Here is a 26,729-nt window from a genome sequence, read left to right on the forward strand (position 1 = left end):
CCGCTGCAGCCTCGCCAGCGCGGCGCAGTCCTGAAAAGAAGGGGTTTCCTGCACACATGCATCGCCGCCAAGGGTGGTGGGCTACACCATCGGCGTCGCAGCAGATGCGATTGCTGGCGCATGCCCCGTTCCACGATCGTCAATGTCGGTATAGCATCGCCCCGTTTTGATACTTAAGGCCCCCAGGAGGGCAACATGAGCAACGGTAATGGTGTGTCGGTCGTGACCGACGCCGTCGAGAACGTCAAAGAAACCGCCACCAACGTCGGCGAGACCATCGCCCACGCCGCCGAAGACGCCGTGAAGTCGGTCAAGAAGACCGTCAAGCGCGCCACCAAGGCTGCCGGTACCCGCGTTGCCAAGGCCAAGAAGGCTGTGGCCAAGGTCGAGAAGACCGTTGCCAAGAAGGCCGAGAAGGCTGCCAAGTCGGTCGGCAAGACCGTTGCCAACGCCAAGAAGAAGCTGGAAGCCGCCAAGAAGAACGCCAAGGCCGAAGCCGCTGCCCTGAAGAAGGAAGTGGCCAAGAAGAAGGCGGCTGCAGGCAAGGCTGTGACCAAGAAGGCCGCCGCTGCCAAGAAGACCACCAAGGCTGCCACCAAGGCTGCTGGCAAGAAGGTCGCCACCGTGAAGAAGGCTGCCACCAAGAAGGCCGCCGTCGCGAAGAAGACCGTTGCCAAGAAGGCCGCAGCCGCCAAGAAGGTTGTCGACAAGAAGGTCGCTACCGCCAAGAAGGCTGTGGCCAAGAAGACCGTCGCCGCCAAGAAGGTCGCCGGCAAGAAGGTCGTGGCTGCCAAGAAGGTTGTCGGCAAGAAGGCTGCTGTCGCCAAGAAGGTCGCCACCAAGAAGACTGCTGCTGCCAAGAAGGTCGTCGGCAAGAAGGCCGCTGTCGCCAAGAAGGTCGTCGGCAAGAAGACCGCCGTTGCCAAGAAGGCCGTCGGCAAGAAGGCTGCCGTCGCCAAGAAGGCGGTTGGCAAGAAGGTTGCCGCCACCCGCAAGACTGTTGCCAAGAAGGCTGCGCCGCTGAAGAAGGTCGCTGCCAAGAAGGCTCCGGCGAAGAAGGCTCCGGCCAAGAAGGCCGTGCGCAAGGTCGCCAAGCGCAAGTAATCGCGCGGGTACCGAAGGCCCTGCCACCCACCGGGTGGTGGGGCCTTTCGCGTTTCTGGGACACGGTATGGGGCAAGATGCAGGTTCTTCCCGCCGGAGCCCCGGGCATGCGCGGTATCGACTTCAGTTCCTGGCAGGGCGTGCTGTCCACGTTGGCCGGCCTGGTCCTGATCACCCTGCTGGGCGTGGGCATCCGCCTGCTGGTGATGCAGACCCTGCAGCAGCGCCGCGAGCGCGAGAACCGGCAGATCAATGAGCGGCTGCGCACGCTGATGGCGGCCTACAAGACCCTGGGCGGGTCGTTCACTGGCGAACTGGGTGTGGATCCCAGCCATCGCCGCGACCTGCGCCAACGCCAAGATGCCGAAGGCATCGCCGAACCCCGCTCGGATCGCGCGCGCCGCATCCGCGACGCCGTTGAAGCGGCGCTGTCGGACATCCTGTTGCTGGGCACCGACGAACAGGTACGGCTGGCCGCGCGTGCGGCCAACGAACTGGCGCAGGGACGACCGGTGCACACCCACGATCTGGTGGTTTCACTGCGCGATTTCGTGCGCGAAGCGCTGGACCTGGCGCCGATCCCGGCCGATCTGCAGATTCCACCGCAGGGCCCGACCCGCCCGGGCGGTGCCAGTGGCAAGGGCCGCGCCGAGGGTGACGCCAAGGGGGGCCGCACTGGAGGCGGCGGTGGTGGCGGGGGCGGGATGGGCGCCGGCATGGGGGGCGTGGGTCTTGGCGCCGGCGCCGCACTGGGCGCCGGCCATGCCTCTGCCAGCGATGAAGTGGACGCGCGCTGAGCACGCGCTCCGGATTCAGCGCGTAAGTTCGTAGATCGGTACGAAGCCGCCGTAGATCATCCGCGCACCGTCGAACGGCATCGGGTTCTTCGCCGGATCCATCCGCGGGTCCTCCATCATCTTCTTCATGCCGGCGTCGCGGGTCGGCTTGTCCGGCCATTCGATCCACGAGAAGACCACCGTTTCGTCCGCTGTGGCTTTCACCGCGCCGAAGAAGTCGGTGGTCTTGCCGTGCGGTACATCATCGCCCCAGCACTCGACCACGCGCAGCGCGCCGAACTCGACGAAGATCGGGTTGCCCGCACGTGCATGGGCGAGGAACTTCTCCTTGTTGGCGGTGGGCACCGCCAGTACGAAACCATCGATGTAGCTCATTGCCTGCCTCCGGATGGACCGCGCCGCATGCACGGCCTTCAAGTACCCGACGAACCAGGGCGGCGCAGATCGACATCCTGCCTGCGCATGCCCGTTGCAGAGGATGAATGCACGCGTGCCGCGCGCGTATGCCAGACCCAGCCTGAATCAAGCCAAAAAATTCAGCAATGCGAAGACCGCTGTTTTCAGGGAGCGTTGTGGCGAATAACGGAGAATTTACATTCCCGATGCGATGGCGCCCTGGCGCTGCTGCACACCATAAGAAAGTAAAGGTGTACCCCCATGAAGAATTCGCTGATTGCTCTGGCCCTGGCCGCTGCCCTGCCGTTCACCGCCTCGGCTGCTGAGAACCTGTCCTACAACTACGCCGAAGCTGACTACGCCAAGACCGACATCGATGCGTTCAAGGCCGACGGCTGGGGCGTGAAGGGTTCGTACGGCTTCCTGCCGAACTTCCACGCCTTCGGTGATTACAGCCGCCAGGAAATCGACAACACCAACATCAAGCTGGACCAGTGGAAGATCGGTGCCGGCTACAACGTTGAAATCGCTCCGACCACCGACTTCGTTGCCCGCGTTGCCTACCAGAAGCGCGACCAGAAGCACGGCCTGGACTTCAACGGCTACAGCGCCGAAGCCGGCATCCGCACCGCCTTCGGTGCCCATGCCGAGGTCTACGGCATGGTCGGTTACGAAGATTTCTCGAAGAAGCACGGCATCAATCCGGAAGGCCAGTGGTACGGCCGCCTGGGTGGTCAGGTCAAGCTGAACCAGAACTGGGGCCTGAACGGCGAGCTGAAGATGAACCGCGACGGCGACAAGGAATACACCGTCGGCCCGCGCTTCAGCTGGTAATTGCTTCCTCGGCGCGCCTGCGCGCCGAAGATGCCTCGACAGGCCCGGCCCATGCCGGGCCTGTTGCGTTTCCGGCCGGGCAAACGCTACCTGACCGTGTCGCGGCGGAAGGGCAGCATTGCAACGAATTGGATTCCGCAGGCGTCGGCTGCGCCCTAGGGTGAGTGGCCTGTTCTGCAGGAATGCAACCATGCCCACGTTTCCGTCGCCCCGCGATTCTCCCTACCGCCTGTTGCTGCTGGATCCGCACCCGCTGTTGCGGCATGGCGTGCAGGAAGTCCTGGCCCGGCAGGCGGGCCTGCAGGTCGATGGAAGCTACGGCCGCAGCGGTGATCTGCTGCAGCGCCTGCAGCAGCAGGCGGCCGCGATCGATCTGCTGCTGGTCGACGCCTTGCCGATGGGTGACAGCGGGGAAGGTCTGGAACTGCTGCGGCACCTATCACGCCATTGGCCGGCAGTGCCGATTCTGGTGTTGTCCGCGCACTGCAACGCGGGTGTCGTGTCCTTGGCCCTGCAGGCCGGTGCGCGCGGATTCCTGTCCAAGGCCTGCGCGCCGCAGATGCTGCTGCGGGCAGTGAGCGTGGTTGCCCGTGGCGGGCGCTTCGTGCCGCCGGAACTGCGTGCACAGTGGAACCAGTCCCGCCGGCAACGCCAGCAGCCCGTGCGTCCACCACGGTTGAGTACGCGCGAGCGCACCGTCCTGCAATGGGTGCTGCGCGGCTGCAGCACCGGCGAGATGGCACACCGCAGTGGGCGTACAGCCAGCACCATCAGCACGCAGAAGCGAGCGGCTTACCGCAAGCTGGGCATCCGCAACGATGGCGAGCTGTTCCGCTTCCGCCATCTGATCGACGCTGATCGAGGCGGCGTTACTCGCCCTGGTACTGCTTCTCTTCCACCAGCGCTGAACCGGCCACGCGGTTGATCTCGTTCTTCACCTGCACGCGCTCGCCATTGGTGCCATAGACACCACGCGCCAACTGGATGAAGGCATCGTCGAACACCTGGGCCGCTTCCTTGTCGCGCAGCTGGTCCTGGATGTCCCACATGCGCTCGTTGATCGCCTTCAGCTGCTGCTTCAGCATGGCCAGCGCCGGCTGAGCCTGCAGCTGCAGCTGCAGCAACGGAAGCAGGCCGTCCAGCTCGGTGCGCACGTTGCTCAGCTTGGCGGCATCGTCGATGCGCTCGGCCTTGATCTCGAGAATGGTGATCTTGTCGATCAGCTCGCCGATCGATACCGGAGTCAGGATGGCGTCCACGCGGTTGGTTCCTGGAAACAGGGCGCCATGATACCGCGCTGCTGGCATGTGGCCCCGGTCCGCGGGATTTACGCCGAATTTGCGCCACGGGCCCGGCAGCACCCTCGATCCGTTACGGCCACCGCCTCGACACTGCGTTCCCGGCGGCGTGACCGCCTTCGACGAGGAACACAGTGCAGTGAACAGCAAGGGGATGATGGCGGCGATGGTGGCCGCGCTGGCAGGAATGCTGGGTATCGGCAGCGCGCAGGCGCAGGTGCAGGTCAGTGGCAGTGCGGCATTGACCAGCGACTACGTGTGGCGCGGCAGCTCGCAGAGCGACGGCGACCCGGCGGTGCAGGCGGGCGCGAAAGTGGCGCTCGCATCCGGTTGGTACGCCAGCGCGTGGGGCTCCAACGTATCGTTCAAGCCGGACAACGGCGCGCGCAGCGAGTTCGACCTGGTAGCCGGTTGGAGTGGTGCACTGGCACCGGACTGGACGCTGGATGCCAACCTGACCCGCTACGTGTACCCGGGCACCGGCCGCGCGCTGGACTGGACCGAACTCAATACCACGTTGAACTGGAAGCAGCGCGCGTGGCTGCAGGTTGCGCATTCCAGTGACGCGCTGGCCGGAGGTCATCGCGGCACCTATGCGCAGTTCGGCGTGCGTGTGCCGCTGCACGAGCGCGTCCGCCTGGAGGCGGTGGTGGGCCAGTATTGGTTGGCCACCGCACAGGGGCCGGACTACCTGCATGGCCAGCTCAGTGCCATTGCCACGCTGACCCCGGCGTGGGAGCTGCGGGCCACCGTGCACGACACCGACAACGCGGCCAAGCGCCTGTTCCCGGGCAACGCCGGGGGGCGTTGGGAGCTGGCGCTGCAGGGCAGCTTCTAGTTGGCAGCCGTGGTCTGGCGCGCACGCAGCGCGCCGGGCAACCACAGCAGCAGGGCCAGTGCGGCAACAGCGGCGCCGGCCACGCAGACGCCGGTCCAGCCGAAGCGCTGGTAGACCTGCGCCGACAGCAGTGAACCCAGCGAGCCGCCGATGAAGTAGCCGGTCATGTAGCCGGCATTGAGGCGGTTTCGCGCCGCCGGTTGCAGCGCATAGATCAGGTTCTGGTTGCTGACGTGCAGCAGCTGCGCGGCCAGGTCCAGCACCACCACGCCGACCAGCAGTGCCAGCAGCGAGTGTGCCGACAGTCCCAGTGGCAGCCACGACAGCAGCAACAGTACCAGCGCGATGGCCGTGGCACGGCCGGTCTGGCCACGGTCGGACATGCGGCCGGCCAGGCCCGCGGCCAGCGTGCCGGCGGCACCGACCAGTCCGAACAGGCCGATGGTGGCGTCGCTGTAGGCGTACGGTGGCTGTGCGAGCAGGAACGCCAGTGGCGTCCAGAAGATCGCGAACATGGCGAAGCTGCACGCACCCAGCAGCGTGCGATGGCGCAGCACCGGCTCCTGCACGAACAGGGAACCGATCGAGCGCAGCAGGGCGAAGTAGCCGAGGCCGGCGCTGTGGTGGAAGCGTGGCAGGCCACGTTGCAGCGCCAGTGCGGTCAGCACCAGGGTGCCGGCGGCGATCGCATAGACCAGGCGCCAGTCGCCAAGGCTCGACAGCAGCCCGGCCACGGTGCGCGCCAGCAGGATGCCCAGCAGCAGGCCGCTCATCAGCGTGCCGACCACGCGGCCGCGATGTTCGGGCGAAGCCAGCGTCGCCGCGAACGGCACCAGCACCTGCGCCACCACCGAGAACAGGCCAGTGATCGCGGTGCCCACCAGCAGCCAGGCCAGCGACGGTGCACAGGCACTGATCACCAGGCCAGTGGCCGACAGCAGGCTCATCACCACGATCAGCCGGCGGCGCTCGAACAGGTCACCCAGCGGCACCAGCAGGATCAGCCCGGCGGCATAGCTCAGCTGCGCCACGGTAACCACCATGCCGACCTGGCCGAACGGCACGCCGAAGGCATCGGCGATGGTGTGCAGCAGCGGCTGCGCATAGTAGTTGCTGGCCACGGCCACGCCAGTGGCGACCGACATCAGCAGCACCTGCCAGCGGTGCAGAGGGGGGAGGGACGGGCTCACGCGGTGTTCCAGAATGCGGGGTGCACAGTGTCCGCCCGCTGCAGTCATGATGGAAATGAATCATCATCATCCCTGTCATCTGGAAATGAGATGGTTGTGTGAATCTCAAGCAGCTTGAATTCGCCGTTGCCCTGGCCGAGGAGGGCAACTTCACCCGTGCCGCCGAGCGTTGCCATGTGGTGCAGTCGGCGCTCAGCCATCAGATTGCCAATCTGGAACAGGAGCTGGGCACGCCCCTGTTCGAACGCCTGCCGCGCCAGGTACGTGCCACTGCCGCCGGCGAAGTGCTGCTGGTGCACGCGCGGCAGGTGCTGGCCAGCCTGCGCCACCTGCGTGCCGACGTCGCCGCTGTCAGCGGCGAAGTGCGCGGGTTGTTGGCGATAGGGCAGATCTCTTCGTTGACCGACATCGACGTGGTGGCGATGCTGGCGGCCTTCCAGCAGGCACACCCGCAGGTTGAATTCCAGCTGCGGGTGGACAAGAGCGAGGACCTGATCGCGCAGGTGCAGTCGCGCGAACTGGATGTCGCCCTGGTCGGGTTGGCGCCCTCGGCGGGGCTGGATGGCGTCTGCCACCAGATGCTGCAGGAGGAAGACCTGGTGGCGGTGCTGGCGCCGTCGCACCGGTTGGCCGGGCACACGCGGCTGCCATTGGCCGCGCTGCAGGATGAAGCGCTGGTCGACTTTCCGCGTGGCACCGGCGCGCGCCGGCAGACCGATGATGCCTTCGCCGCCGCTGGCCTGCCGCATACGGTGCGCTTCGAGGTCAATCTGATGGAACTGATCGAGCGCTTCGTCCGCCATGGGCTGGCGGTTGGCATCGTGCCAGCGTTGATCGCCGACGGGTTCCAGGGGGTGGTACAGATTCCGCTGCAGCCGACCCCGACCCGCCGCGTGCACCTGGTCTGGCAGCGGTTGCCGACGCCGGCGGCACGGGCGTTCGTCGCGGCCGTGCTCAGCCGCGCAGGCGCAGGCTCAGGCCCTTGAGGAAGTTGCGCAGCATCTGGTCCAGGCAGCGCCGGTAGTTGGTGTGGCCGGGCTGGCGGAACAGCGCACCGATTTCCGACTTGGAGACGTTGAAACCGGCGCTGGCGAAGATTTCCATCAGGTCCACGTCACGCAGCTGGAAGGCCACGCGCAGCTTCTTCAGCACCAGGTTGTTGTCGATGCGGGTTTCCACCGCGCGTTGCGGCTGGCTCTCGTCGCGACCGCGCAGGTGCACGATCAGGCCATCGAGGAAGTGCGCCAGCGCGCTGTCGTTCATCGCCTCGAAGCCGGCTTCGTCATCGCGGCGCAGCCAGGCCTTCACCTGCTCGGTATCCACCGCGAAGGCCGGATCGGCCAGCTGGCACAGGGTCACCACGTGGTGGTCACCCAGGTCCAGGGAGTAGCGCACGCTGCGCAGGACATCGTTGTTGATCATGGCCCAATTGTACCGGTCACCCCGGCAGGTGGGGTCAGATCCCTTTGCTGGAGGCAAAGGGATCTGACCCGGGTTCTGCTCCAGGTTCTGGCCGATCTGGCAACACGGGGATCGGTCGACGGTGCCAGAATGGGGGTCTGGTTTTCCCCCTGGAGTTGCCTGATGACCCGCACTGTCCTGATTACCGGCGCCACTTCCGGCTTCGGCGCCGCTGCCGTCCACCGCTTCGCCCAGGCGGGCTGGAAGGTGATCGCCACCGGCCGCCGCGGCGAACGCCTGCAGCCGCTGGTCGAACGCTATGGCAAGGACGTGGTGCATGCCGCGGTCTTCGACATCCGCGACCCGGTGGCGATGGAAGCGGCGCTGCTGGCGCTGCCGCCGGCGTTCGGTGAGATCGACCTGCTGGTCAACAACGCTGGCCTGGCACAGGGCACCGCGCCGGCACAGAGCGCAAAGCTGTCCGACTGGACCACGATGATCGACACCAACATCACCGCACTGGTGACCCTGACCCACCGCCTGCTGCCGCAACTGGTCGAGCGCAAGGGCGCGATCATCAACATTTCCTCGGTGGCCGGCGTCTACCCCTACCCGGGCGGCAACGCCTACGGTGGCACCAAGGCCTTCGTCAGCCAGTTCTCGCTGGGCCTGCGCTCGGATCTGCACGGTACCGGCGTGCGCGTGACCACGATCGAGCCGGGCATGGCCGAAACCGAGTTCACCGTGGTGCGAACCCATGGCGACCAGGCTGCGTCGGACAAGCTCTATACCGGCGCCAACCCGATGACCGCCGAAGACATCGCCGAACAGATCTTCTGGGTGGCCACGCTGCCGCCGCACCTCAACATCAACCGCCTGGAGCTGATGCCGGTCAGCCAGTCGTTCGCAGGTTTCCAGGTCGCCCGCGAAGGCTGACCTGGACAGTGCGTCCTGTAGAGCCGAGCCCACGCTCGGCTGCTTTTGCCGTTTGTAGAGCCATGCTCGACTGCTTTCAACAGAAGCCGAGCATAGGCTCGGCTCTACACAGACAAAAAAAAGCCGGGCAATGCCCGGCTTTTTCATTCACATCGGCAGGCTTACTGCGCCTTGATCGCCATCGCCTGCAGGCCGGTACCATCCAGCTTCTGCTTGGCTTCGGACAGCTCGCCGGCACTGCCATACGGCCCCATGCGCACGCGGTACACGGTCTTGCCGTTGATCTGTGCCGACTCAACGCGTGCGGCCAACCCCATCATCGCCAGCTTGGCCTTGGTCGCCTCGGCATCGCCGGAGGCACCGAAAGCGCCTGCCTGCAGGATGTAGCGGGCGTTGTCGGCAGCAGCGGGTGCGGCAGTGGCCGCCGTGCTGGTCGCAGCCGGTGCAGCTTCCGCACGCGGAGCCGCGGTGGTCGCAGCCGTGTTGCTCGAGGCCGCAGTGGTGTTGGCCGCCGGCGTTGCCGCCGCCGGACGCTCACTCAGCGGCGCCGGCAACGGACGGCTGGTGGCGGTGACCGGTGCAGTGCTGGCCACGCTGGCGGTTGCCGTCGGTGCCGGTGCAGTGGCCGTGGCCGTGGCCGGCGGAACCGGCTTGCCTTCCAGTGCCGCCTGCGCGCGCTGCGCTTCGGCCTTGGCCCGGCGCTGGTCCTCGGCACGCGCGCTGGCGGCCAGTTCGGCGTCGGACATCTCGACTTCCTTGCCCGGCAGCAGGGTGTAGAAGTCGTACTGGGTAGCGGCCGGCTTTTCCGCTTCGGCCGGCTTCGGCGTGGCCGGCTGTGCGGCCGGCTGGGTGCCGACATCGCTGTCTGCATCAGCGACCGGGGCTGGCTGTGCGTTCGGGTTCGGCTGCGGACCGGCGCGCAGGAAGCCATCGCCTTCGCCCTTGAACAGGTTCGGCGCCGCCAGGAACACCACGGCCGCAATCGCCACGCCAGCGACCAGCCACACCCATCCGGGTGTGCCCTGGCTGCTGCTGTTGCGTCGTGCCTGGTTTTTGCCGCGTCGTGCTGCCATGTGTACTGCGTCTCCTGATGCTTACATTTTTTCCGGGGCGCTGACGCCCAGGAGTTCGAGGCCGTTGGCCAGCACCTGGCGCGCGGCGCAGGCCAGGGTCAGCTTGGCGTTGCGGTCGGCGCTGTCATCCACCAGCACCGGCGTCCCGTGATACCACGTGTGGAACGCGTGCGCCAATTCACGCAGGTACTGCGCCACCAGGTGCGGTTCCAGCGCCACGCCGGCCGCTTCCACCACTTCCGGGTACCGCGAGATCTCGTTCATCAGCAGCAGCGAGGCGTCGTCGGACAGGCGGCCGAGGTTGGCCAGGCCGTTGCCCTGTTCGTACACCAGGCCCTTCTCCTGTGCCTGGCGCAGCAGGCTGCAGACACGCGCATGCGCGTACTGCACGTAGAACACCGGGTTGTCGTTGCTCTGCTGGCGGGCCAGGTCGATGTCGAAGGTCAGCTGCGAATCCGGCTTGCGCGCGATCAGGAACCAGCGGGTGGCATCGCGGCCGGCTTCTTCGATCAGGTCGCGCAGGGTGAAGTAGCTGCCGGCACGCTTGGACAGCTTCACTTCCTCGCCGCCGCGCATGACGGTGACCATCTGGTGCAACACGTATTCCGGCCAGCCCTGCGGGATGCCCACTTCCATCGCCTGCAGGCCGGCGCGCACGCGTGCCAGTGAACCGTGGTGGTCGGCGCCGAGCTCGGTGATCGCGCGCTCGTAGCCGCGCTGCCACTTGGACAGGTGGTAGGCCACGTCCGGCACGAAGTAGGTGAAGGTGCCGTCGGACTTGCGCATCACGCGGTCCTTGTCGTCACCGAAGTCGGTGCTGCGCAGCCACAGCGCGCCGCCTTCCTCGTAGGTGTGGCCCGAGGCCTGCAGCTTGGCGACCGCTTCGGCGACCTTGCCATCGGCGTACAGCGAGCTTTCCAGGAAGTAGATGTCGAAGTCGACGCCGAATGCAGCCAGGTCCAGGTTCTGCTCGTTGCGCAGGTAGGCCACGGCGAAGCGACGGATCGCCTGCATGTCCTTTGCGTCCTTGGCACCGACCACCAGGGTGCCTTCCAGATCGACACTGGCACCGGCCATGTAGGCGCGGGCGACGTCGGCGATGTACTCACCGCGGTAGCCGCCTTCCGGCCAGCCGTCCTGGTCCGGGGCAATGCCCTTCACGCGGGCCTGCACCGACAGCGACAGGTTCTCGATCTGCACGCCGGCGTCGTTGTAGTAGAACTCGCGCTTGGCGTTCCAGCCGTTGGCGTCGAGCACGCGCGCCACGCAGTCGCCGATCGCCGCGGCGCGGCCGTGGCCGACATGCAGCGGGCCGGTCGGGTTGGCCGACACGTACTCCACGCCCACCGTGCGGCCATTGCCGGACAGGTTGCGGCCGTAGTCGTGACCTTCCTTGATGACCGACGCGGCTTCACGCTGGTACGCGGCCGGTGCCAGGTAGAAATTGATGAAGCCGGGGCCAGCGATCTCGACCTTGCTGACGTCCTCGCTGCGCGGCAGCGCCTCGACCAGCGCCTGTGCCAGTGCGCGCGGATTGCTGCGCGCGGCCTTGGCCAGCAGCATCGCGGCGTTGGTGGCGAAGTCGCCATGGTCGCGGGTCTTCGGGCGCTCGACCACGAAGTCCGGCGGCAGGGAGTCGGCGGGCAGGGTGCCATTGGCGCGCAAGGCTTCGATGCCTTGGCTGATCAGGGCGCGGAGGAGATTTTTCACGAGGCCTGCTGTGAGAATGAGCGGCGGAATCGCCCATTTTAGCGCAGATACCAGCGGCCACGCTGACCGGAACCTGCCTGTGGGGGCGACCGATGGCGCCCGGAGGGCGGGCGCTCAGCCGAACAGCCGGGGCTGGGGCGGCGACAGCAGGCCTCGTTCAGCAAACGAAACGGGGCGGCCCTCACCGACCACGAAGTGGTCCAGCAGGCGCACGTCCACCATCGCCAGTGCCTGCTGCAGTTCGTCGGTGATGCGGGTATCGGCGCTGGAGGGTTCCGGGTCGCCGGAAGGGTGGTTGTGGCTGAGGATCACCGCCGCCGCGTTGTGCAGCAGGGCGCGCCGCACCACTTCGCGGGGGTAGACCGGCGCGGCGTTGATGGTGCCGTGGAACAACTCCTCGCAGGCGATCAGCCGGTGGCGGTTGTCCAGGAACAGGGCCATGAAGATCTCCCGGGCCTGGCCGCGCAGGCGGTGCTGCAGGTAGCGGCCGACCGCGGCCGGATTGTTGCCGACCGCCTCGCCATGTTCCAGCTCGGCAGCCAGGTAGCGGTGGGCCAGTTCCAGCCCGGCAGCCAGCGTACAGCTGCGCGCCGGGCCGAGCCCGGGCAGGCGGGCCAGTTCACGCGCGGGGCGGTCCAGCAGCACCCGCAACGGGCCGTGCGCCTGCAGCAGGTCGCGCGCGGTCTGCACGGCATCGCGGCCGCCGAAACCGGAGCCCAGGAACAGCGCCAGCAGTTCGGCATCGGAAAGCGCCGTGGGCCCGCGTGCCATCAGCTTTTCGCGGGGACGTTCCTGTTCGGGCCAGTCGTGGATGGGCATGGCCCCAAGCTTGGACGTTTGGCCCCACCACCGAAATCAGGAAACCGGGATGAGAGGGGTCAGTCGATGCCTACCGGGCAGATTTTCAACAAATTTCAATGTATCCACTGATCGCCTTTTCTAGACTTCAATGGTGTGCTTAGGAGACCTGATGAAGCGACTTTCCCTGATCCTGATCCTTTCAACGTCGATACTGCCTGGTCCGGCCGGGGCAGGGGGCGCTGCCGCCACCTACGAGGAACTGTCCTCGTTGGCCAACAGCGGAGCTGCGGTCGTGGCGGCAAGCTTCGATGGCGCTGTACTGGCGGGGACTGGCCGTCGCGGATGCTGCTTCTCGCAGGCATTCCGATGGTCCAGCCAGGATGGTGTCCGCTGGCTGTCACGGCAGCACGAAGCAGAAGACAGTTCGGCTCGGGCAATCAGCAGGGACGGTCAGATCATCCTGGTGGAGACCCGAATCTCGACCGCGATGCAGGTTCTCCGCTGGTTGCCTGATGGCGAACGGGTTGCGGTTACCCCGGTCAGCCAATCCCACCGAGGCTTGGCGATGAACGCTGATGGGACAGTCGTCGGGGGGGCGGAGTACCTCTACCACTCACCGGATAGCGAGCAGCCGTACCTGTGGAGCGAGGCAGAAGGCTATCGCATTCTTCCGGCACCAGGAGGAGCCGACGGTACGCGTCCCACCCATTTCGACCCGGATCCGGCTGTTGTCCATGGCATTTTCTTTGTCGACGGGCCTGAACCAGGCAATCCCGCGAGGCCCATGCGGATCCGGTGGCGAAACGATGAAATCGATCCCGCCTCGCTTGCACCCATGCCGGATGACACCCTCCAGATCGGTCAGATCGCCATGGAGCAGTCGCTTCAGGTCGCAGGGATCGATCGCTACGAGCCAATGTCGATCGTGTGGATGGATCTGCAGGGCGGAATCCTGCTGGGAAGCGAGCCATTTTCCAACCAGGCACTGATCTGGACGCGCAGCAACGGCGTGTGTCGTCTGGAAGACTGGCTGCGGGCACTTCCTGTGGAGCTCCCCGAAGAGACCCGTTGGGAAGGCTCTCTGGTCAGCCCGGACGGACGCGTGCTGGTTGGCGTTGGGCACCGCAAGGAAGGCGAGGAGCAGGTTCCCTGGCGGGTATCGTCGGAGGTGCCTTTGGCAGACATTGTCCTTTCTGCTCCTGGTTGCGCCGCTTCAGCCAGCTGAGCCCCGATGCCTCAATCGCGCCGGGTCTGCAGATAGTCGAACAGTTCCTGGTTGTTCTGCAGGCCCAGCTTGCGCTTGGCTTCGGCCTTCTGCCGGCTGATGGTCTTCGGACTGCGCCCGCAGCGCTCGGCGACAGCGTTCACGCTGAGCCCGGCCGCCAGCAGATCCAGCACCTCCTGCTCGCGTGCCGACAGCGGTGCCGGTTCGCGCGGGAACAGCAGGTCGCGGGCCTGCAGGTGGTGGCGCAGCTGCTGGGAAACGAACACCTGGCCGGCCAGTGCCGCGCTCAAGGCCTGCGGCAGTTCGGTGAAATCGGCGCACTTGTCGACCAGGCCGCTGATGCCTTCGCGCAGCAGGCCGTCAAGCAGCCCGGGATGGCGCGCACCGGTCAACACCACCACCGGCAGCCCCGGATGACGTGCGCGCAGCGCGTCGATCAGTTCCGGACCATCCGGCCCGGCGCCGGGCATCGACAGATCGGTCAGCACTGCATCGCAGTCGTTGTTGTCCACCAGCTGAAGCAGCTCGGCGCCATCGCACGCACTGCCGACCACGTCCATCAGGTGGGTCTGCAGCACGACGCGGATGCCGTGCAGGACCACAGGATGGTCGTCGGCGATGATGATGCGTGGGTGCACGCGCTTCCTCGGAGATCGAACGGACCGCTGCACACAGCGGCCAACGTCTGATTCTGCAAAAGGGCGGGGTCGTAACGGTATAGGAAAGGTCCGAAACCGAGGCCCGGCGTCTGCCAGGTCAATACGGGCGGACTCCATCTGCTGATAGCCGCCCGCTATGTATGCCGTGTACCGGGACATTACCGACCATCGGGTAAGCTACCGCCCTCGTTTGCACAGGAATTCCAGGTGGCTGACTCCCCCAATGCTTCTCCCGCGCCGGCCCGCGCGCTGGAAGGTCAGAAACTGCTGTTGTGCGTCGGAGGCGGGATCGCGGCCTACAAGGCTTTGGAGCTGGTGCGGCGCCTGCGCGACGCTGGCGCCCAGGTGCAGGTGGCGATGACCGCCGGTGCCCAGCAGTTCGTCACTCCGCTCAGTTTCCAGGCCCTGTCCGGGCAGCCAACCCGCACCACGCTGTGGGACAGTGCCGCCGAACAAGCCATGGGCCACATCGAGCTGGCCCGCTGGGCCGACCGCATCGTGGTCGCCCCCGGCACCGCCGATCTGCTGGCGCGGCTGGCCCAGGGCCATGCCGATGACCTGGTCAGCACCCTGTGCCTGGCCAGCACCGCGCCGCTGACGATCTGCCCGGCGATGAACCATCGCATGTGGCTGCACCCGGCCACCCAGGCCAATATCGCCCTGCTGCGCCAACGTGGCGCACAGGTGATCGGCCCGGTTGACGGTCCGCTGGCCGAAGGCGAATCCGGTCCTGGCCGTCTGGCCGAACCGGGTGACATCGTCGCCGCGCTGGCCGCCAACGGCAGTGCCGAGGCACCGGCTGCCGCGCCGGAAACCCGCGCGCTGCAGGGCCTGCGCCTGCTGATCAGCGCCGGCCCCACCTATGAAGACATTGACCCGGTGCGTTACGTCGGCAACCGCAGCAGCGGCAAGATGGGCTTTGCCCTGGCCGCTGCGGCGGCCGCACTCGGCGCCCAGGTGGTACTGGTCAGTGGCCCGGTGCAGCTGCCGACGCCGCAGGGCGTGCAGCGCATCGACGTGCGCTCGGCCGCGCAGATGCGCGATGCCGTGCTGAAGTCGCTGCCGGCCGACATCTATATCGGTGCGGCGGCCGTTTCCGACTACACGCCGCGCCAGGTCGCGCCGCAGAAGCTGAAGAAGACCGCCGACAGCCAGTCACTGGTGATCGAGCTGGTGCGCACGCCGGACATCCTTGCCGAGGTGGCCGCACAGACGCAGTCGCTGAAGCTGGTGGTCGGCTTTGCCGCCGAGACCCACGACGTGGAGAAATATGCGCGGGGCAAGCTGGTCGACAAGCGCCTGGACCTGGTGATCGCCAATCAGGTCGGCATCAGCGGCGGCGGTTTCGAGAGCGACAACAATGCCGCCACTGCCTTCTGGCAGGATGGTGAACAGGTATTCCCGGCCACCTCCAAGCGCGAGCTGGCCGAACAACTGCTGGCGCTGATCGCGCGGAGACTTCAGGCATGACCCAGGCATCCACTTCCCAACCGCTGCAGGTCAAGCTGCTCGATCCGCGCTTCGGCGACAGCTGGCCGCTGCCGGCCTACGCCACCGCAGCCAGCGCCGGCATGGACCTGCGCGCGGCGCTGGATACCGCGCTGACCCTGCAGCCGGGCGACACCGCGCTGGTGCCCAGCGGCCTGGCCATCCACATCGCCGATCCGCACCTGTGCGCGGTGATCCTGCCGCGTTCGGGGCTGGGCCACCGCCATGGCATCGTGCTGGGCAACGGTACCGGCTTGATCGACGCCGATTACCAGGGCCCGCTGCTGATCAGCGTCTGGAACCGTGGCCGTGAGGCCTTCACCATCGAGCCGGGCGATCGAATCGCGCAGCTGGTGGTCGTGCCGATTGCCCGCGTCAACCTGCAGGTGGTGGATACTTTCACCGACAGCGTGCGGGGAACGGGTGGATTCGGCCATACCGGGGTGCGTTGACGGGGGACATCGATGAGCGGCATCGGGGAAGGACAGCGGGGACGGTCGTTGGGTCGCAGTGCACCACTACTGGGGGTGCTGCTGATCCTGCTGGCCGGCTGGTTCGGATGGAGCGCGGTGCAGCAATGGCGCCAGGAGGCCAACGGCCAGGCGCTGGAAGAAGCACGTGACCAGGCCGTGCAGGGCCTGCAGGACGCGGCCGCCGGCCAGCTGAAGCAGCTGCAGCAGCAGCTGAAGAACGAGCGCGTGCAGCAGGCGCTGCAGGCCGGCGATGCCGCTGCAGCGGCACTGGCCGTGCGCGAGAGCTGGACCGGCGTGGAACAGGCGGAAGTGCTGAGCGCCGATCTGGCCAGCGCCTACGCCGACCCGGCCACCTTCGGCTATGCCCGGCTGGCGCTGCTGGAAGCGGCATTGGCTGAAGCCAAGCCCAGCCTGCGCGTGGTCCGCGATGGCGGTGGCAACCGCCTGGGTCTGGCCGCGCCGGTACAGCTGGGCAGCCTTGGGCCGGCGGTGCTCTATGTGCGCCAGCCGTTGCTGCGGCTGACCGCGCCGTTGGACCAGGTCAGTGCGCCGGCCACGGGTTTCCTCGGCCTGCGCCAGGGTATGCATGATCTGGTCACCCAGGGCGATGCCAGCCTGGCCGAGAGCGCCGAGGCACTGGCACGGCCGATCCCGGGCACGCCGTTGCGCCTGGTGGCCGCGGTCCCCAATGTCGAATCCGGGCCGTTGGGCCTGGGCGCGCTGGCCAGCGCCATCGTCGCGCTGCTGCTGGCGTTCATCGCGGTGCTGCTGGTGATCGGCCGTGGCCGCCTGCCAAAGACCCTGCCGCTGCCACGTCGCGCCGCTGCGGCGGATGCCGACCATGGCCCCACCCTGAGTGAAAGCCTGCAGCAGGCTCCGCCAGCGGTGGCCGCCGTGACCAGCAGTGGCGATGCCACGCCACCGTCGCCACCGCCGGTGCCGGCCGAGGCGTTGGCCGCCGGCATCTTCCGCGCCTATGACATCCGTGGCGTGGTCGGCAGCGAACTGACGCCGAAGACTGCGGCGCTGATCGGCCAGGCCATCGGCACCGTGGCCCTGGAACAGGGCCTGCGCGAGGTGGTGATCGGCCGCGATGGCCGCCTGTCCGGTCAGGAGCTGGCCGCCGGCCTGGCCGAAGGCCTGCGCCGTGCCGGCTGTGCAGTCATCGACATCGGCCTGGCGCCGACCCCGCTGGTGTATTACGCCGCCTTCCATCTGCGCACGGGGACCTGCGTGGCTGTGACCGGCAGCCACAATCCGCCGGAGTACAACGGGTTCAAGGTGGTCATCGGCGGTGAAACGCTGTCCGGTGATGCGATCACCGATCTTTACCAGCGCATTGTCGAGGGCCGCCTGGTACAGGCCGCCGAACCGGGCGACTACCAGCAGCGGGACGTTGCGGCCGACTACATCCAGCGCATCGCCGATGACGTGCAGCTGGACCGCCCGCTGAAAGTGGTGGCCGATGCCGGCAACGGCGTCGCCGGCGCGCTCGCACCCCAGCTGCTGGAAGCGATCGGCGCTGAGGTCATTCCGCTGTACTGCGATGTCGACGGCACCTTCCCCAACCATCATCCCGACCCGAGCGAACCGGCCAACCTGGAAGACCTGGTGCAGACGGTGAAGCGCTTCGGTGCCGATCTCGGCGTGGCCTTCGATGGCGACGGCGACCGTCTGGGCGTGGTGACCGCCGAAGGCAAAATCATCTACGCCGATCGCCTGCTGATGCTGTTCGCCGCCGATGTGCTGATGCGCAATCCGGGCGCAATGGTGATCTACGACGTGAAGTGCACCGGCAAGCTGTCCGACCACGTGCTGCGCAACGGTGGCAGTCCGCTGATGTGGAAGACCGGGCATTCGCTGATGAAGGCGAAGATGCGCGAGACCGATGCCGAACTGGCCGGCGAGATGAGTGGCCACTTCTTCTTCAAGGAGCGCTGGTTCGGTTTCGATGACGGCCTGTATGCGGCCGCGCGCCTGCTGGAGATTCTGGCCCAGCGCGAGGAAACGCCGGATGAGGTGTTGGCCGAGCTGCCGGAGATGGTGGCCACGCCGGAACTGAAGGTGCCGGTGGCCGAAGGCACGCCGCATGCGCTGGTGGCGATGCTGGTGGCGGCGGCGCAGTCGCCCGACAACCCGTATGTGGGCGGTCGGCTGTCGACCATCGATGGCCTGCGCGTGGACTTCCCCGATGGCTGGGGCCTGGTGCGCGCCTCCAACACCACGCCGGTGCTGGTGCTGCGTTTCGAAGGCAACGACGAGGCGGCACTGGAACGAATCCAGGCGCTGTTCCGCAGCCAGCTGCAACCGGTGCTGGGCGACACCCCGCTGGGCTTCTGATTGATCGGGATTGGATCGATCGGGTAGTGCCGGCCGCTGGCCGGCAACCACAGGATGGTTCTGGGATTCAGGAGGTTGCCGGCCAGCGGCCGGCACTACCCCTTGAACCGCAAACCCACGCCCGGTTCGGTGAACAGGTAGCGCGAATCCAGCGCTGAATCGCCCAGCTTGTGCCGCAGCTTGCCGACCAGGATGCGCAGGTAATGAGTGTCGTGCTGGTGGGTCGGTCCCCAGATCTCCTGCAGGATCTGCGGCTGGGTCACCACTCGCCCGGCATTGCGCAGCAGCAGTGAGAGCAACGCGTATTCCTTGCGGGTAAGCGCCACCGGCTCGCCATCCAGCGCCACTTCACGACGCACCAGGTCCACATGCAGGTGGCCATCGTCGAATACCGGCGGCGTGCCATCACTGGGCACGCTGCGCGTGCGCAGCAGCGCCCGCACCCGCGCCATCAGCTCCTGCGTGCCGAACGGCTTGGTCACGTAGTCGTTCGCGCCTGTATCCAGCGCGCGCACCTTCTCGGTTTCGCCGGCACGCACGGTCAGCATGATCACCGGCACCTGGCTCCACTGCCGAAGCTGTTCCAGTACCTCGTGGCCTTCCATGTCCGGCAGGCCGATATCCAGGATCACCAGATCCATGTCCTCGCTGGCGGCCAGCTGCAGGCCTTCCTGGCCGGTGGCGGCCTGTCGTACCTGGTAGCCCTGCGCGCGCAGGCTGATGTCCAGGAACCGGCGGATCTGGGTTTCATCATCGATCACCAGCACGCGCGCGGCCGGGACGCTGGCATCAATCGGGGTCGGACTCATCGTGGGAGGCTGGCTTGAGCAGGGGCAGGGTGATGCGGATCAGGGTACCGCGACCATCGCGTCCGGGCAGCGCCTGCACGCTGCCGCCATGCGCGCCGATCATGCCCTGGCAGATGGTCAGGCCCAGGCCGGTGCCATGGCGGCCACGGTCACCGCGTTCGACGCTGTAGAACATGTCGAAGATGCGCGCACGCTCGTCGTCGGGAATGCCGGGGCCGGCATCGATCACGTCGATGCGCAGCTGGCCGTCCAGCTCGCGCGCCTGTACCTGCACGGCGGCATCGGGCGGCGAGAACTTGGCCGCGTTCTCCATCACGTTGAACACCGCCTGTTCGACCAGCGCCGGATGCACCCAGATCGGCGCCAGCGAGGAAGGAATGTCGAGCTCCAGCCGCACCTTCGGCTGATAGCGCTGCAGGCGTCGCGCTGCCGAGCCGATCAGTTCGTCCACGCCGATCCAGTCGCGGTTGATCTTCAACCCTTCGTGGCCAAGCCGGGTCATGTCCAGCAGGTTCTGGATATAGCGGTCCAGGCGTTCGCCTTCGACCAGGATGGTATCGAGCAGGGCACGGCGATCGGTCGTGTCCATTGCCGCGCCGTAGCTGGCCAGGCTGTCGGCCGAACCGATCATCGCCGCCAGTGGCGAGCGCAGGTCGTGCGACACCGAAGAGAGCAGGGCCGAGCGCAACCGCTCGGTCTCGTTGCTGACGTGCGCCTGTTCCAGTTCGGCCACCAGCCGTGTGCGAAGCGCGGCCTGGGCGATGTCATCGACCATTGCCTCGGCCAGCTGCCGTTGCTCCGGCAGCAGGCGCGCCTGCGCGCCGGGCAGGTACAGGCCGGCCACGCCAATGGCGCGGTCCTCGCCATCCAGCAGTGGCAGGAACCACCACTGCGCACCGGCCAGGGTATCGGTGAAGCGGCCGCTGGGCTGGCCATGGCGCAGCGCCCAGTCGGCGGCGGCCAGATCGGTGTCCCCCGGCTGGCTGCGACCACCGGCCGCGGTGTCTGTTCCAATGCGCAGCCATGCCGGAACGTCCATCGCCTGCTCCAGCGCCAGCCTGCCGGCCTGCGCGACCTCGCCATTGCCGGCCGCACTGGCGAGCTGACGGCCCAGCTGCTGGCGCGCACGCGCATGGCGGTTGGCTGCACGCAGCGCGATCACCTGCATGCGCAGGCGCGAGGCCAGCCGTCCGGCCACCAAGGCGGCGGCCAGGAACAGGAACACGGTGATCACGCCCTGGCGCGCACCAATGGCGAAGGTGAAGCGCGGCGCGATGAACAGGAAGTTGTAGGCGAGGAAACACAGGATCGCCGCCATCACCGCCACGCTGGCGCGCGTACGCGCGGCCACCACCACCACCGCCACGATGAACACCATCGACAGGTCGGCCATGCCGACCCAGCGCTCGGCCAGCCACGCCACTGCGCAGGCCAGTGCGGTGGCGATCAGCGCCTGCGCTGGCTCATGGCTGATACCGCGCACCGGTGGCAGCAGGCCCTCGCGGCGGGAACGCGCGCGCGCCTGCGGCGTGCTGATGATGGTGATCTCGTAATGCGCGCCGCGCTGGATCAGCTGCTGGGTCAGGGTGCGGTTGAACATCCGCGCCAGCGGCCGTTCACGGGTGCGGCCCAGGACCAGGGTCGATACGCCGTTGTGTGCGGCATGGTCGAGCAGGGCATCGGCAATGCTCGAACCATGCAGCAGCTCGGCGTCGCCGCCCAGTCGTCGTGCCAGCGCGAACGCGGCATCGATCTCGCGCCGGGTCGCCTCGTCCTGGCGCCGGCCCTGCACGGTCACCACCGTCCACGGCGCGTCGCGGCGTTCGGCGATGCGTCGCGCCACCCGCACCAGGTATTCGCTCTGGCCGCCGCCATCAATGGCCACCAATACGCCACGCCGCAGCGGCAGGTTGCTCTCGCCGCGTGCCGCCCGTGCTTCGCGCAGGCTGCTATCGACGCGGTCGGCCGCTTCCTGCATTGCCAGTTCGCGCAGCGCGGTCAGGTTGGCTGGCGAGAAGAATGCCTGCAGCGCCTGCGCAGCCTGTTCGGGCACATAGACCTTGCCCTGCTGCAGGCGCGCGATCAGTTCGCGCGGCGGCAGGTCGACCAGCACGATGTCGTGCAGGCGGTCGAGCACGCCGTCCGGCACGGTCTCGCTGACGCGCACGCCGGTGATCCGCATCACCACATCGTTGAGGCTTTCCAGATGCTGGATGTTGACCGTGGTCCAGACGTCGATGCCGGCGTCCAGCAGCTCCATCACATCCTGCCAGCGCCGCTCGTGGCGGCTGCCCGGCGCATTGCGGTGGGCCAGTTCGTCCACCAGCACCAGCGCCGGATGCCGGGCGAGCACGGCATCCAGATCCATCTCCTGCAGCGAGTGGCCGTGGTAGGCCACTTCCTTCAGCGGCAACTGCGGCAGGCCTTCCAGCAGTGCCTGGGTATCGGCACGGCCATGGGTTTCCACCAGGCCCACAACCAGGTCGACACCGCGGCGCAGCTGTTCCTGCGCGCGGGTCAGCATCGTGTAGGTCTTGCCCACGCCCGGCGCCGCACCGAGGAACACGGTCAGCTTGCCGCCGGCTTCGCGTTGCAGGCCTTCGACCAGGGCATCGGCCTGGCGGGTACGCGCATCAGTCATGGGTGCCGCTGTCATGGCCGCCATTGTGCGCGCAGCCGGTGCAGGCCGGCATCACGGTGCCTTGGCCGCGTGGTCAAGTGCGAAGTTCAGCGTCACCACGTTCACCCGTGGCTGCCCGAACAGACCCCACTGGCGTCCCTCGGTATGCGCCTGCACCAGGGCCTGCACGCGCTCCACCGGCAGGCCACGGGCACGCGCCACGCGCGCCACCTGCAGCTGTGCCGCCGCCGGTGACAGCTGCGGGTCCAGGCCACCGGCAGACTGGGTGACCAGGTCCGCCGGCACCTGCGCCGGGGCGACGCTTTCGCGTGCGGCGACCGCGGCAGTGCTGGCGGCAACACGTTCGGCCAGGGCCGGGTTGCTGCGGGCCAGGTTGGAACCGGCGGCGGCCATCGGGTCATAGTTGGCCGCCGACGGACGCGCCTGGAAATAGCCGTCACCCGTGAACGGCTGCGAAAGCCACGCCGAGCCGCGTACCTGGCCGTTGCCATCGCGCAGCAGGCTGCCCTCGGCCTGGGTCGGGTACGCCAGGCCGGCAAAACCGGTGGCGATACCGGCGTAGACCGCGCCAGCCAGCAGCAGTGTGGCCAGGCCCAGGCCGATCGCCGGGCGCCAGCTGGCACCATCCTGCAGGCTGGCCACGCGGGCCTCGGCCTTCTGTTCGCGCGGAAGGGAAGATGAAGTGGAAGCAGTACGGTTCATGCGCCGAATACCAGGACAAGAAGAAGGTCGATCGCCTTGATCGCTGCGAACGGCAGCAGCACGCCGCCGAGGCCGTACACCAGCATGTTCCGGCGCAGCAGCGCGGTTGCAGTGGCCGGGCGGAAGCGCACGCCACGCAGGGCGAGCGGGATCAGGGCGGGAATCACCAGGGCGTTGAAGATCAACGCCGCCAGCACCGCATTGCGCGGGCTCGACAGCTGCATCACGTTCAATGCGGCCATGGTCGGCACGGCGGCGGCGAACAGCGCCGGCAGGATCGCGAAGTACTTGGAGACGTCGTTGGCCAGCGAGAAGGTGGTCAGCGCACCGCGGGTGATCAGCTGTTGCTTGCCCACTTCCACCACTGCCAGCAGCTTGGCCGGATCCGAATCGAGGTCGACCATGTTGCCGGCTTCCTTTGCCGCCTGCGTGCCGGAGTTCATTGCCAGGCCGATGTCGGCCTGGGCGAGCGCCGGTGCGTCGTTGGTGCCATCGCCGACCATCGCCACCAGGCGGCCACCGGCCTGTTCCTGGCGGATGCGTGCCAGCTTGTCCTCCGGGCGAGCCTCGGCGATGTAGTCGTCGACGCCGGCTTCGGCGGCGATGGCGGCGGCGGTCAGCGGATTGTCGCCGGTGATCATCACCGTGCGGATGCCCATCGCCCGCAGCTGCGCGAACTTCTCGCGCATGCCGTGCTTGACCACGTCCGACAGCTCGATCACGCCGAGCACGTGGCGACCTTCGGCCACCACCAGCGGGGTGGCACCGTTACGCGCCACCTGCTCCACGCGTCCGGCAAGTTCAGCCGGCACGCTGCCGCCCAGCGCCTGCACGTGGGCACGGATCGCATCGGCGGCGCCCTTGCGGATCTGCCGCCCATGTTCCAGGTCCACGCCGGACATGCGGGTCTGTGCACTGAAGGCCAGGTAGTCGGCATGGTCCGGCTCGGCGGTGGCGCAGCCCTGTTCGCGCGCCAGGCGCACGATCGACTTGCCTTCCGGGGTCGGGTCGGCCAGCGAAGAGAGCAGTGCTGCTTCGCGCAGCTGGCTGGCGTCGATGCCGGCCAGCGGATGGAAATGGCTGGCCTGGCGGTCGCCGTAGGTGATGGTGCCGGTCTTGTCCAGCAGCAGCACGTCGACGTCGCCGGCCACTTCCACCGCCTTGCCCGACTTGGCCAGCACGTTGGCGGCCAGCGCACGGTTCATGCCAGCGATGCCGATGGCCGGCAGCAGGCCGCCGATGGTGGTCGGGATCAGGCACACCAGCAACGCGATCAGCAACAGCGGGTCGACCTTGACGCCCACGGAGGCACCAATGGCCGGCAGCGTTGCCACCACCACCAGGAAGGTCAGCGTCATCGCCGCCAGCAGCAGGGTCAGCGCGATCTCGTTCGGGGTCTTCTGGCGGTTGGCGCCTTCCACCAGCGCGATCATCCGGTCCAGGAAGCTGTGGCCCGGTTCGGCGGTCACCCGCACGATGATCTGGTCGGACAGCACCTTGGTGCCGCCGATCACGCCGGAGCGGTCGGTACCGGCCTCGCGCAGCACCGGCGCCGATTCGCCGGTCACCGCGGCTTCGTTGATGGTGGCCAGGCCCTGCACGATCTCGCCATCGGCCGGCACCAGCTCACCGGCGCTGACGATCACGTGGTCGCCCGGGCGCAGTTCGGCGGCCGGCACCTGGGTTTCGGCGGCACCCGGCTGCGGCGTGGCCAGCCGGCGCGCCACCAGGTCCTGGCGGGCACGCCGCAGCGACGCGGCCTGGCCACGGCCACGCGCTTCGGCCACGGCTTCGGCGAAGTTGCCGAACAGCACGGTCACCAGCAGGATCGCGGTCACCGCCAGGCCGAAGCCCAGCGGCGCATTGCCGGTCAGGGTGACGATCGCGGCGACGATCGTGCCGGCCATCACCACCGCCATCACCGGGCTGCGCACCAGATGCATCGGCGACAGCTTGAGAACCGCTTCGATCAGCGCACGGCGCAGGCCGGCGCCATCCAGCAGGGCAGGGCGCGGTGCATGGGTACTACGGGTTGAACTTGCTTGGGTACTCATCAGGGTGTCCTTAGTGCAGTCCCAGGCTCAGGTGGTCGGCGATCGGGCCGAGTACCAGCGCCGGCATGAACTGCAGCACGGTCAGGATGACGATCACCGAGACCAGGGTCAGGGCGAAGGTCGGGGTTTCGATCTGCAGGCTGCCGGCAGACTCCGGCGACTGGCGCTTGGCGGCCAGCTGTGCGGCCACCACCAGCGGAATGATCAGCAGCGGGAAGCGGCCCAGCAGCAGCACCAGCGAGCAGCTCAGGTTCCACCACAGCGTGGCGTCGCCCAGTCCTTCGAAGCCCGAGCCGTTGTTGGCGTAGGCCGAGACATACTCGTAGAAGACCTGGCTGATGCCATGGAAACCGGGGTTGGAGGTGCCGGCCAGGCCGGGCACGGCCAGGGTGATTGCGGTGAACACCAGCAGGGTGATCGGCTGCAGCAGCACCAGCAGGGCCAGCAGGCGTACCTGTGGCGTCTCCAGCTTGCGGCCGAACAGTTCCGGCGTACGCCCGGTCATCAACCCGGCCAGGAACACGCCCAGCAGCAGGTACACGATGAACTGCTGCAGGCCGCAGCCGATACCGCCCCAGATCGCGCTGACCAGCATGTTGACCATCGCGATGCCGCCACTCAGTGGTGCCAGCGAATCGTGCATGCCGTTGACCGAACCGTTGGAGACCTGGGTGGTCACCGCCGCCCACAGCGCGGTGCCATCGGCGCCGAAGCGTACCTCCTTGCCTTCCATCAGCAGCGGCGTGGCGGCGCTGGGGCTGTGGCCCTCGCTCCACACCATGGCGCCGGTGGACAGCAGCGACATGCCGAGCATGCAGCTGAACACCAGGACGCCGAAGCGGCGTCGGCCGGTGAATGCGCCGATCATGAAGATCACTGACATCGGCACCAGCAGGATGCCAAGGATTTCCAACGCATTCGAAACCGGCGTCGGGTTCTCCAGAGGGAAGCTGCTGTTCGGGCCGTACCAGCCGCCACCGTTGGCGCCGAGCTGCTTGGCCGCGACCATCGCCGCCACCGGGCCCAGCGGCAGTTTCTGTTCGGCCATGCCGGCACTGGCGTCGATCGGCGTGGCCTGCGGGCCGCCGGCCATCGTCGACGGCACGCCCTGGCTGGTCAGCAGCAACGTCCACACCAGGCAAAGCGGCAACAGGAAGCGCACGCACAGGCGCACCACGTCCACGTAGTAGTTGCCCACCGCCACCTGGCGGTCATCACCGGCACCACTGGCCGCTGCAGCCTGCGACGAACGCGCGAACAACGCGCGCAGTGTGGCCACCGCCAGCGCCAGGCCCATCATCGGCGTCACCACCTGCAGGCCGGTGATGCCGGTCATCTGCGAGAGGTAGGACAGCTGCGCCTGGCCCGAATAGTGCTGCTGGTTGGTGTTGGTCAGGAACGAGATCATCGTGTGCAGCGCGGTGTCCCAGCGCATGTTCGGGATCTGGTCCGGATTCAGCGGCAGCCAGGCCTGGGTCATGAACACCGCCTGGGTCAGCACCGCCACCACCACGTTGCTCAGCACGAAGGCCAGCACGTAGCCGCGCCAGGACATCGAGCGCGACGGGTCGACGCCGAACACCCTGTACAGCGGTTTCTCGATCCAGTGGAACAACACGTCGACCTTCATCGGCGCGCCACGCATCACGCGCGCCAGATACAGGCCCAACGGCCAGGCCAGCAGCAGGCTGGCGGCAAGAATGACAATAATCTCAGTCATGGCAGTCTCCGCTCAGAACGACTCGGGCCGCAGCACGACATAAAGAAGATAGGCGGCGGCGACCAGCACCACGACGCCACACAACAACGACAGCCAGGGGGACATTGCATTAGCGTCCTGGTGGAACCCCTCCACCTCAGGCCGTCATCGTCGTCCTGCCCCCCATAAACGCACTACGCGCCGGACCGGGCCGACGCGTAAAGAGTGCATAAATTCCGTGGGCCAATCCGTAACCAGCCC

The 26,729-nt window shown here is 67.4% G+C and carries 25 protein-coding genes; 11 read left to right on the forward strand and 14 right to left on the reverse strand.

Features of this window, described 5'->3' with window-relative positions; translation table 11 throughout:
• Positions 1-195: 195 nt before the first annotated feature.
• Positions 196-1,104: a hypothetical protein gene (locus tag SMAL_RS01360; protein ID WP_012509801.1), complete on the forward strand. Its 909-nt coding sequence runs from the start codon at positions 196-198 to the stop codon at positions 1,102-1,104.
• A 107-nt stretch (positions 1,105-1,211) separates the two neighbouring features.
• Positions 1,212-1,901 (forward strand): hypothetical protein, encoded by a 690-nt coding sequence (locus tag SMAL_RS01365; protein ID WP_012509802.1) that lies wholly within the window; start codon positions 1,212-1,214, stop codon positions 1,899-1,901.
• Between the two features lie 15 nt (positions 1,902-1,916).
• On the opposite strand, the gene SMAL_RS01370 is transcribed toward SMAL_RS01365, so the two are convergent.
• Positions 1,917-2,276 (reverse strand): DUF1428 domain-containing protein, encoded by a 360-nt coding sequence (locus SMAL_RS01370; protein ID WP_004137873.1) that lies wholly within the window; start codon positions 2,274-2,276, stop codon positions 1,917-1,919.
• A 282-nt stretch (positions 2,277-2,558) separates the two neighbouring features.
• On the opposite strand from SMAL_RS01370, the gene SMAL_RS01375 reads away from it, so the two are divergent.
• On the forward strand, positions 2,559-3,131 hold the full coding sequence (locus SMAL_RS01375; protein WP_012509803.1) for an OmpO family porin: 573 nt from the start codon (positions 2,559-2,561) through the stop codon (positions 3,129-3,131).
• A gap of 190 nt (positions 3,132-3,321) precedes the next feature.
• Positions 3,322-4,056 carry a response regulator transcription factor gene (locus SMAL_RS01380; RefSeq protein WP_004137916.1) on the forward strand — a complete coding sequence of 245 codons (735 nt, stop codon included), beginning with the start codon at positions 3,322-3,324 and terminating at the stop codon, positions 4,054-4,056.
• Here the strand turns inward: SMAL_RS01380 and SMAL_RS01385 are convergent.
• A complete protein-coding gene (locus SMAL_RS01385; protein WP_012509804.1) occupies positions 4,001-4,390 on the reverse strand; it encodes a DUF6165 family protein in 390 nt (129 codons plus the stop codon). The two genes, SMAL_RS01380 and SMAL_RS01385, sit on opposite strands and share 56 nt — an antisense overlap.
• 178 nt (positions 4,391-4,568) lie before the next feature.
• Here SMAL_RS01385 and SMAL_RS01390 point away from each other — a divergent pair, with 178 nt between their 5' ends.
• Complete coding sequence (locus SMAL_RS01390; RefSeq protein WP_012509805.1) at positions 4,569-5,267, forward strand: TorF family putative porin; 699 nt, start codon at positions 4,569-4,571, stop codon at positions 5,265-5,267.
• Here SMAL_RS01390 and SMAL_RS01395 read toward each other — a convergent pair.
• Positions 5,264-6,412, reverse strand: coding sequence for an MFS transporter (locus tag SMAL_RS01395; RefSeq protein WP_332250438.1), 1,149 nt, complete (start codon positions 6,410-6,412; stop codon positions 5,264-5,266). The two genes, SMAL_RS01390 and SMAL_RS01395, sit on opposite strands and share 4 nt — an antisense overlap.
• Before the next feature lie 143 nt (positions 6,413-6,555).
• Between SMAL_RS01395 and SMAL_RS01400 the strand changes: the two genes are divergently transcribed.
• Entirely contained in the window at positions 6,556-7,443 is an 888-nt protein-coding gene (locus SMAL_RS01400) for a LysR family transcriptional regulator (protein ID WP_012509807.1), read from the forward strand.
• Here the strand turns inward: SMAL_RS01400 and SMAL_RS01405 are convergent.
• On the reverse strand, positions 7,412-7,879 hold the full coding sequence (locus tag SMAL_RS01405) for a YehS family protein (protein ID WP_012509808.1): 468 nt from the start codon (positions 7,877-7,879) through the stop codon (positions 7,412-7,414). The two genes, SMAL_RS01400 and SMAL_RS01405, sit on opposite strands and share 32 nt — an antisense overlap.
• 162 nt (positions 7,880-8,041) lie before the next feature.
• Here SMAL_RS01405 and SMAL_RS01410 point away from each other — a divergent pair, with 162 nt between their 5' ends.
• Positions 8,042-8,794, forward strand: coding sequence for an SDR family NAD(P)-dependent oxidoreductase (locus SMAL_RS01410; RefSeq protein WP_012509809.1), 753 nt, complete (start codon positions 8,042-8,044; stop codon positions 8,792-8,794).
• A 161-nt stretch (positions 8,795-8,955) separates the two neighbouring features.
• On the opposite strand, the gene SMAL_RS01415 is transcribed toward SMAL_RS01410, so the two are convergent.
• The 3 genes from SMAL_RS01415 to radC form a co-directional block, all read right to left on the reverse strand.
• Positions 8,956-9,867 carry an SPOR domain-containing protein gene (locus tag SMAL_RS01415; RefSeq protein WP_012509810.1) on the reverse strand — a complete coding sequence of 304 codons (912 nt, stop codon included), beginning with the start codon at positions 9,865-9,867 and terminating at the stop codon, positions 8,956-8,958.
• A 21-nt stretch (positions 9,868-9,888) separates the two neighbouring features.
• Positions 9,889-11,577, reverse strand: coding sequence for an arginine--tRNA ligase (argS, locus tag SMAL_RS01420; RefSeq protein WP_012509811.1), 1,689 nt, complete (start codon positions 11,575-11,577; stop codon positions 9,889-9,891).
• A gap of 114 nt (positions 11,578-11,691) precedes the next feature.
• Positions 11,692-12,396: a RadC family protein gene (gene radC / locus SMAL_RS01425; protein WP_012509812.1), complete on the reverse strand. Its 705-nt coding sequence runs from the start codon at positions 12,394-12,396 to the stop codon at positions 11,692-11,694.
• A 151-nt stretch (positions 12,397-12,547) separates the two neighbouring features.
• Here radC and SMAL_RS01430 point away from each other — a divergent pair, with 151 nt between their 5' ends.
• The gene (locus SMAL_RS01430) at positions 12,548-13,603 is read left to right on the forward strand and encodes a hypothetical protein (protein ID WP_012509813.1); all 1,056 of its coding nucleotides are present in this window, start codon (positions 12,548-12,550) and stop codon (positions 13,601-13,603) included.
• Between the two features lie 11 nt (positions 13,604-13,614).
• On the opposite strand, the gene SMAL_RS01435 is transcribed toward SMAL_RS01430, so the two are convergent.
• Positions 13,615-14,241, reverse strand: coding sequence for a response regulator (locus SMAL_RS01435; protein WP_012509814.1), 627 nt, complete (start codon positions 14,239-14,241; stop codon positions 13,615-13,617).
• Between the two features lie 228 nt (positions 14,242-14,469).
• On the opposite strand from SMAL_RS01435, the gene coaBC reads away from it, so the two are divergent.
• Genes coaBC through SMAL_RS01450 form a run of 3 tightly spaced genes read left to right on the forward strand, consistent with a single transcriptional unit; the run spans position 14,470 to position 18,563 of the window.
• Positions 14,470-15,732 (forward strand): bifunctional phosphopantothenoylcysteine decarboxylase/phosphopantothenate--cysteine ligase CoaBC, encoded by a 1,263-nt coding sequence (coaBC, locus tag SMAL_RS01440; protein WP_012509815.1) that lies wholly within the window; start codon positions 14,470-14,472, stop codon positions 15,730-15,732.
• The gene (gene dut / locus SMAL_RS01445; RefSeq protein WP_006387785.1) at positions 15,729-16,202 is read left to right on the forward strand and encodes a dUTP diphosphatase; all 474 of its coding nucleotides are present in this window, start codon (positions 15,729-15,731) and stop codon (positions 16,200-16,202) included. Before coaBC ends, dut begins: the two co-directional genes overlap by 4 nt.
• 12 nt (positions 16,203-16,214) lie before the next feature.
• Entirely contained in the window at positions 16,215-18,563 is a 2,349-nt protein-coding gene (locus SMAL_RS01450; protein ID WP_012509816.1) for a phosphomannomutase/phosphoglucomutase, read from the forward strand.
• Positions 18,564-18,658: 95 nt separating this feature from the next.
• On the opposite strand, the gene SMAL_RS01455 is transcribed toward SMAL_RS01450, so the two are convergent.
• The 6 genes from SMAL_RS01455 to SMAL_RS01480 are packed head-to-tail and all read right to left on the reverse strand — an operon-like array spanning position 18,659 to position 26,594.
• Positions 18,659-19,372 carry a response regulator transcription factor gene (locus tag SMAL_RS01455; RefSeq protein WP_006387966.1) on the reverse strand — a complete coding sequence of 238 codons (714 nt, stop codon included), beginning with the start codon at positions 19,370-19,372 and terminating at the stop codon, positions 18,659-18,661.
• A complete protein-coding gene (locus SMAL_RS01460) occupies positions 19,353-22,013 on the reverse strand; it encodes an ATP-binding protein (RefSeq protein WP_041864462.1) in 2,661 nt (886 codons plus the stop codon). Before SMAL_RS01460 ends, SMAL_RS01455 begins: the two co-directional genes overlap by 20 nt.
• A gap of 51 nt (positions 22,014-22,064) precedes the next feature.
• The gene (kdpC, locus tag SMAL_RS01465; protein WP_012509818.1) at positions 22,065-22,715 is read right to left on the reverse strand and encodes a potassium-transporting ATPase subunit KdpC; all 651 of its coding nucleotides are present in this window, start codon (positions 22,713-22,715) and stop codon (positions 22,065-22,067) included.
• A complete protein-coding gene (kdpB, locus tag SMAL_RS01470) occupies positions 22,712-24,769 on the reverse strand; it encodes a potassium-transporting ATPase subunit KdpB (protein ID WP_012509819.1) in 2,058 nt (685 codons plus the stop codon). Before kdpB ends, kdpC begins: the two co-directional genes overlap by 4 nt.
• A gap of 10 nt (positions 24,770-24,779) precedes the next feature.
• Positions 24,780-26,489 carry a potassium-transporting ATPase subunit KdpA gene (gene kdpA, locus SMAL_RS01475; RefSeq protein ID WP_012509820.1) on the reverse strand — a complete coding sequence of 570 codons (1,710 nt, stop codon included), beginning with the start codon at positions 26,487-26,489 and terminating at the stop codon, positions 24,780-24,782.
• A gap of 12 nt (positions 26,490-26,501) precedes the next feature.
• The gene (locus SMAL_RS01480; protein WP_012509821.1) at positions 26,502-26,594 is read right to left on the reverse strand and encodes a potassium-transporting ATPase subunit F; all 93 of its coding nucleotides are present in this window, start codon (positions 26,592-26,594) and stop codon (positions 26,502-26,504) included.
• Between the last annotated feature and the right edge of the window lie 135 nt (positions 26,595-26,729).

Source organism: Stenotrophomonas maltophilia R551-3 (assembly GCF_000020665.1).
GTDB classification, from domain to species: Bacteria; Pseudomonadota; Gammaproteobacteria; order Xanthomonadales; family Xanthomonadaceae; genus Stenotrophomonas; species Stenotrophomonas maltophilia_L.

Coding starts and splice junctions, on each gene's coding strand:
- kdpC (WP_012509818.1), bottom strand. CDS start 22,715: ATGAACCGTACTGCTTCCACTTCATCTTCCCTTCCGCGCGAACAGAAG.
- SMAL_RS01365 (WP_012509802.1), top strand. CDS start 1,212: ATGCGCGGTATCGACTTCAGTTCCTGGCAGGGCGTGCTGTCCACGTTG.
- SMAL_RS01405 (WP_012509808.1), bottom strand. CDS start 7,879: ATGATCAACAACGATGTCCTGCGCAGCGTGCGCTACTCCCTGGACCTG.
- SMAL_RS01460 (WP_041864462.1), bottom strand. CDS start 22,013: ATGACTGATGCGCGTACCCGCCAGGCCGATGCCCTGGTCGAAGGCCTG.
- SMAL_RS01450 (WP_012509816.1), top strand. CDS start 16,215: ATGAGCGGCATCGGGGAAGGACAGCGGGGACGGTCGTTGGGTCGCAGT.
- SMAL_RS01360 (WP_012509801.1), top strand. CDS start 196: ATGAGCAACGGTAATGGTGTGTCGGTCGTGACCGACGCCGTCGAGAAC.
- SMAL_RS01455 (WP_006387966.1), bottom strand. CDS start 19,372: ATGAGTCCGACCCCGATTGATGCCAGCGTCCCGGCCGCGCGCGTGCTG.
- SMAL_RS01430 (WP_012509813.1), top strand. CDS start 12,548: ATGAAGCGACTTTCCCTGATCCTGATCCTTTCAACGTCGATACTGCCT.
- radC (WP_012509812.1), bottom strand. CDS start 12,396: ATGCCCATCCACGACTGGCCCGAACAGGAACGTCCCCGCGAAAAGCTG.
- SMAL_RS01415 (WP_012509810.1), bottom strand. CDS start 9,867: ATGGCAGCACGACGCGGCAAAAACCAGGCACGACGCAACAGCAGCAGC.
- SMAL_RS01395 (WP_332250438.1), bottom strand. CDS start 6,412: ATGTCGGTCGCCACTGGCGTGGCCGTGGCCAGCAACTACTATGCGCAG.
- SMAL_RS01380 (WP_004137916.1), top strand. CDS start 3,322: ATGCCCACGTTTCCGTCGCCCCGCGATTCTCCCTACCGCCTGTTGCTG.
- kdpA (WP_012509820.1), bottom strand. CDS start 26,489: ATGACTGAGATTATTGTCATTCTTGCCGCCAGCCTGCTGCTGGCCTGG.
- SMAL_RS01375 (WP_012509803.1), top strand. CDS start 2,559: ATGAAGAATTCGCTGATTGCTCTGGCCCTGGCCGCTGCCCTGCCGTTC.
- SMAL_RS01370 (WP_004137873.1), bottom strand. CDS start 2,276: ATGAGCTACATCGATGGTTTCGTACTGGCGGTGCCCACCGCCAACAAG.
- kdpB (WP_012509819.1), bottom strand. CDS start 24,769: ATGAGTACCCAAGCAAGTTCAACCCGTAGTACCCATGCACCGCGCCCT.
- SMAL_RS01410 (WP_012509809.1), top strand. CDS start 8,042: ATGACCCGCACTGTCCTGATTACCGGCGCCACTTCCGGCTTCGGCGCC.
- dut (WP_006387785.1), top strand. CDS start 15,729: ATGACCCAGGCATCCACTTCCCAACCGCTGCAGGTCAAGCTGCTCGAT.
- SMAL_RS01480 (WP_012509821.1), bottom strand. CDS start 26,594: ATGTCCCCCTGGCTGTCGTTGTTGTGTGGCGTCGTGGTGCTGGTCGCC.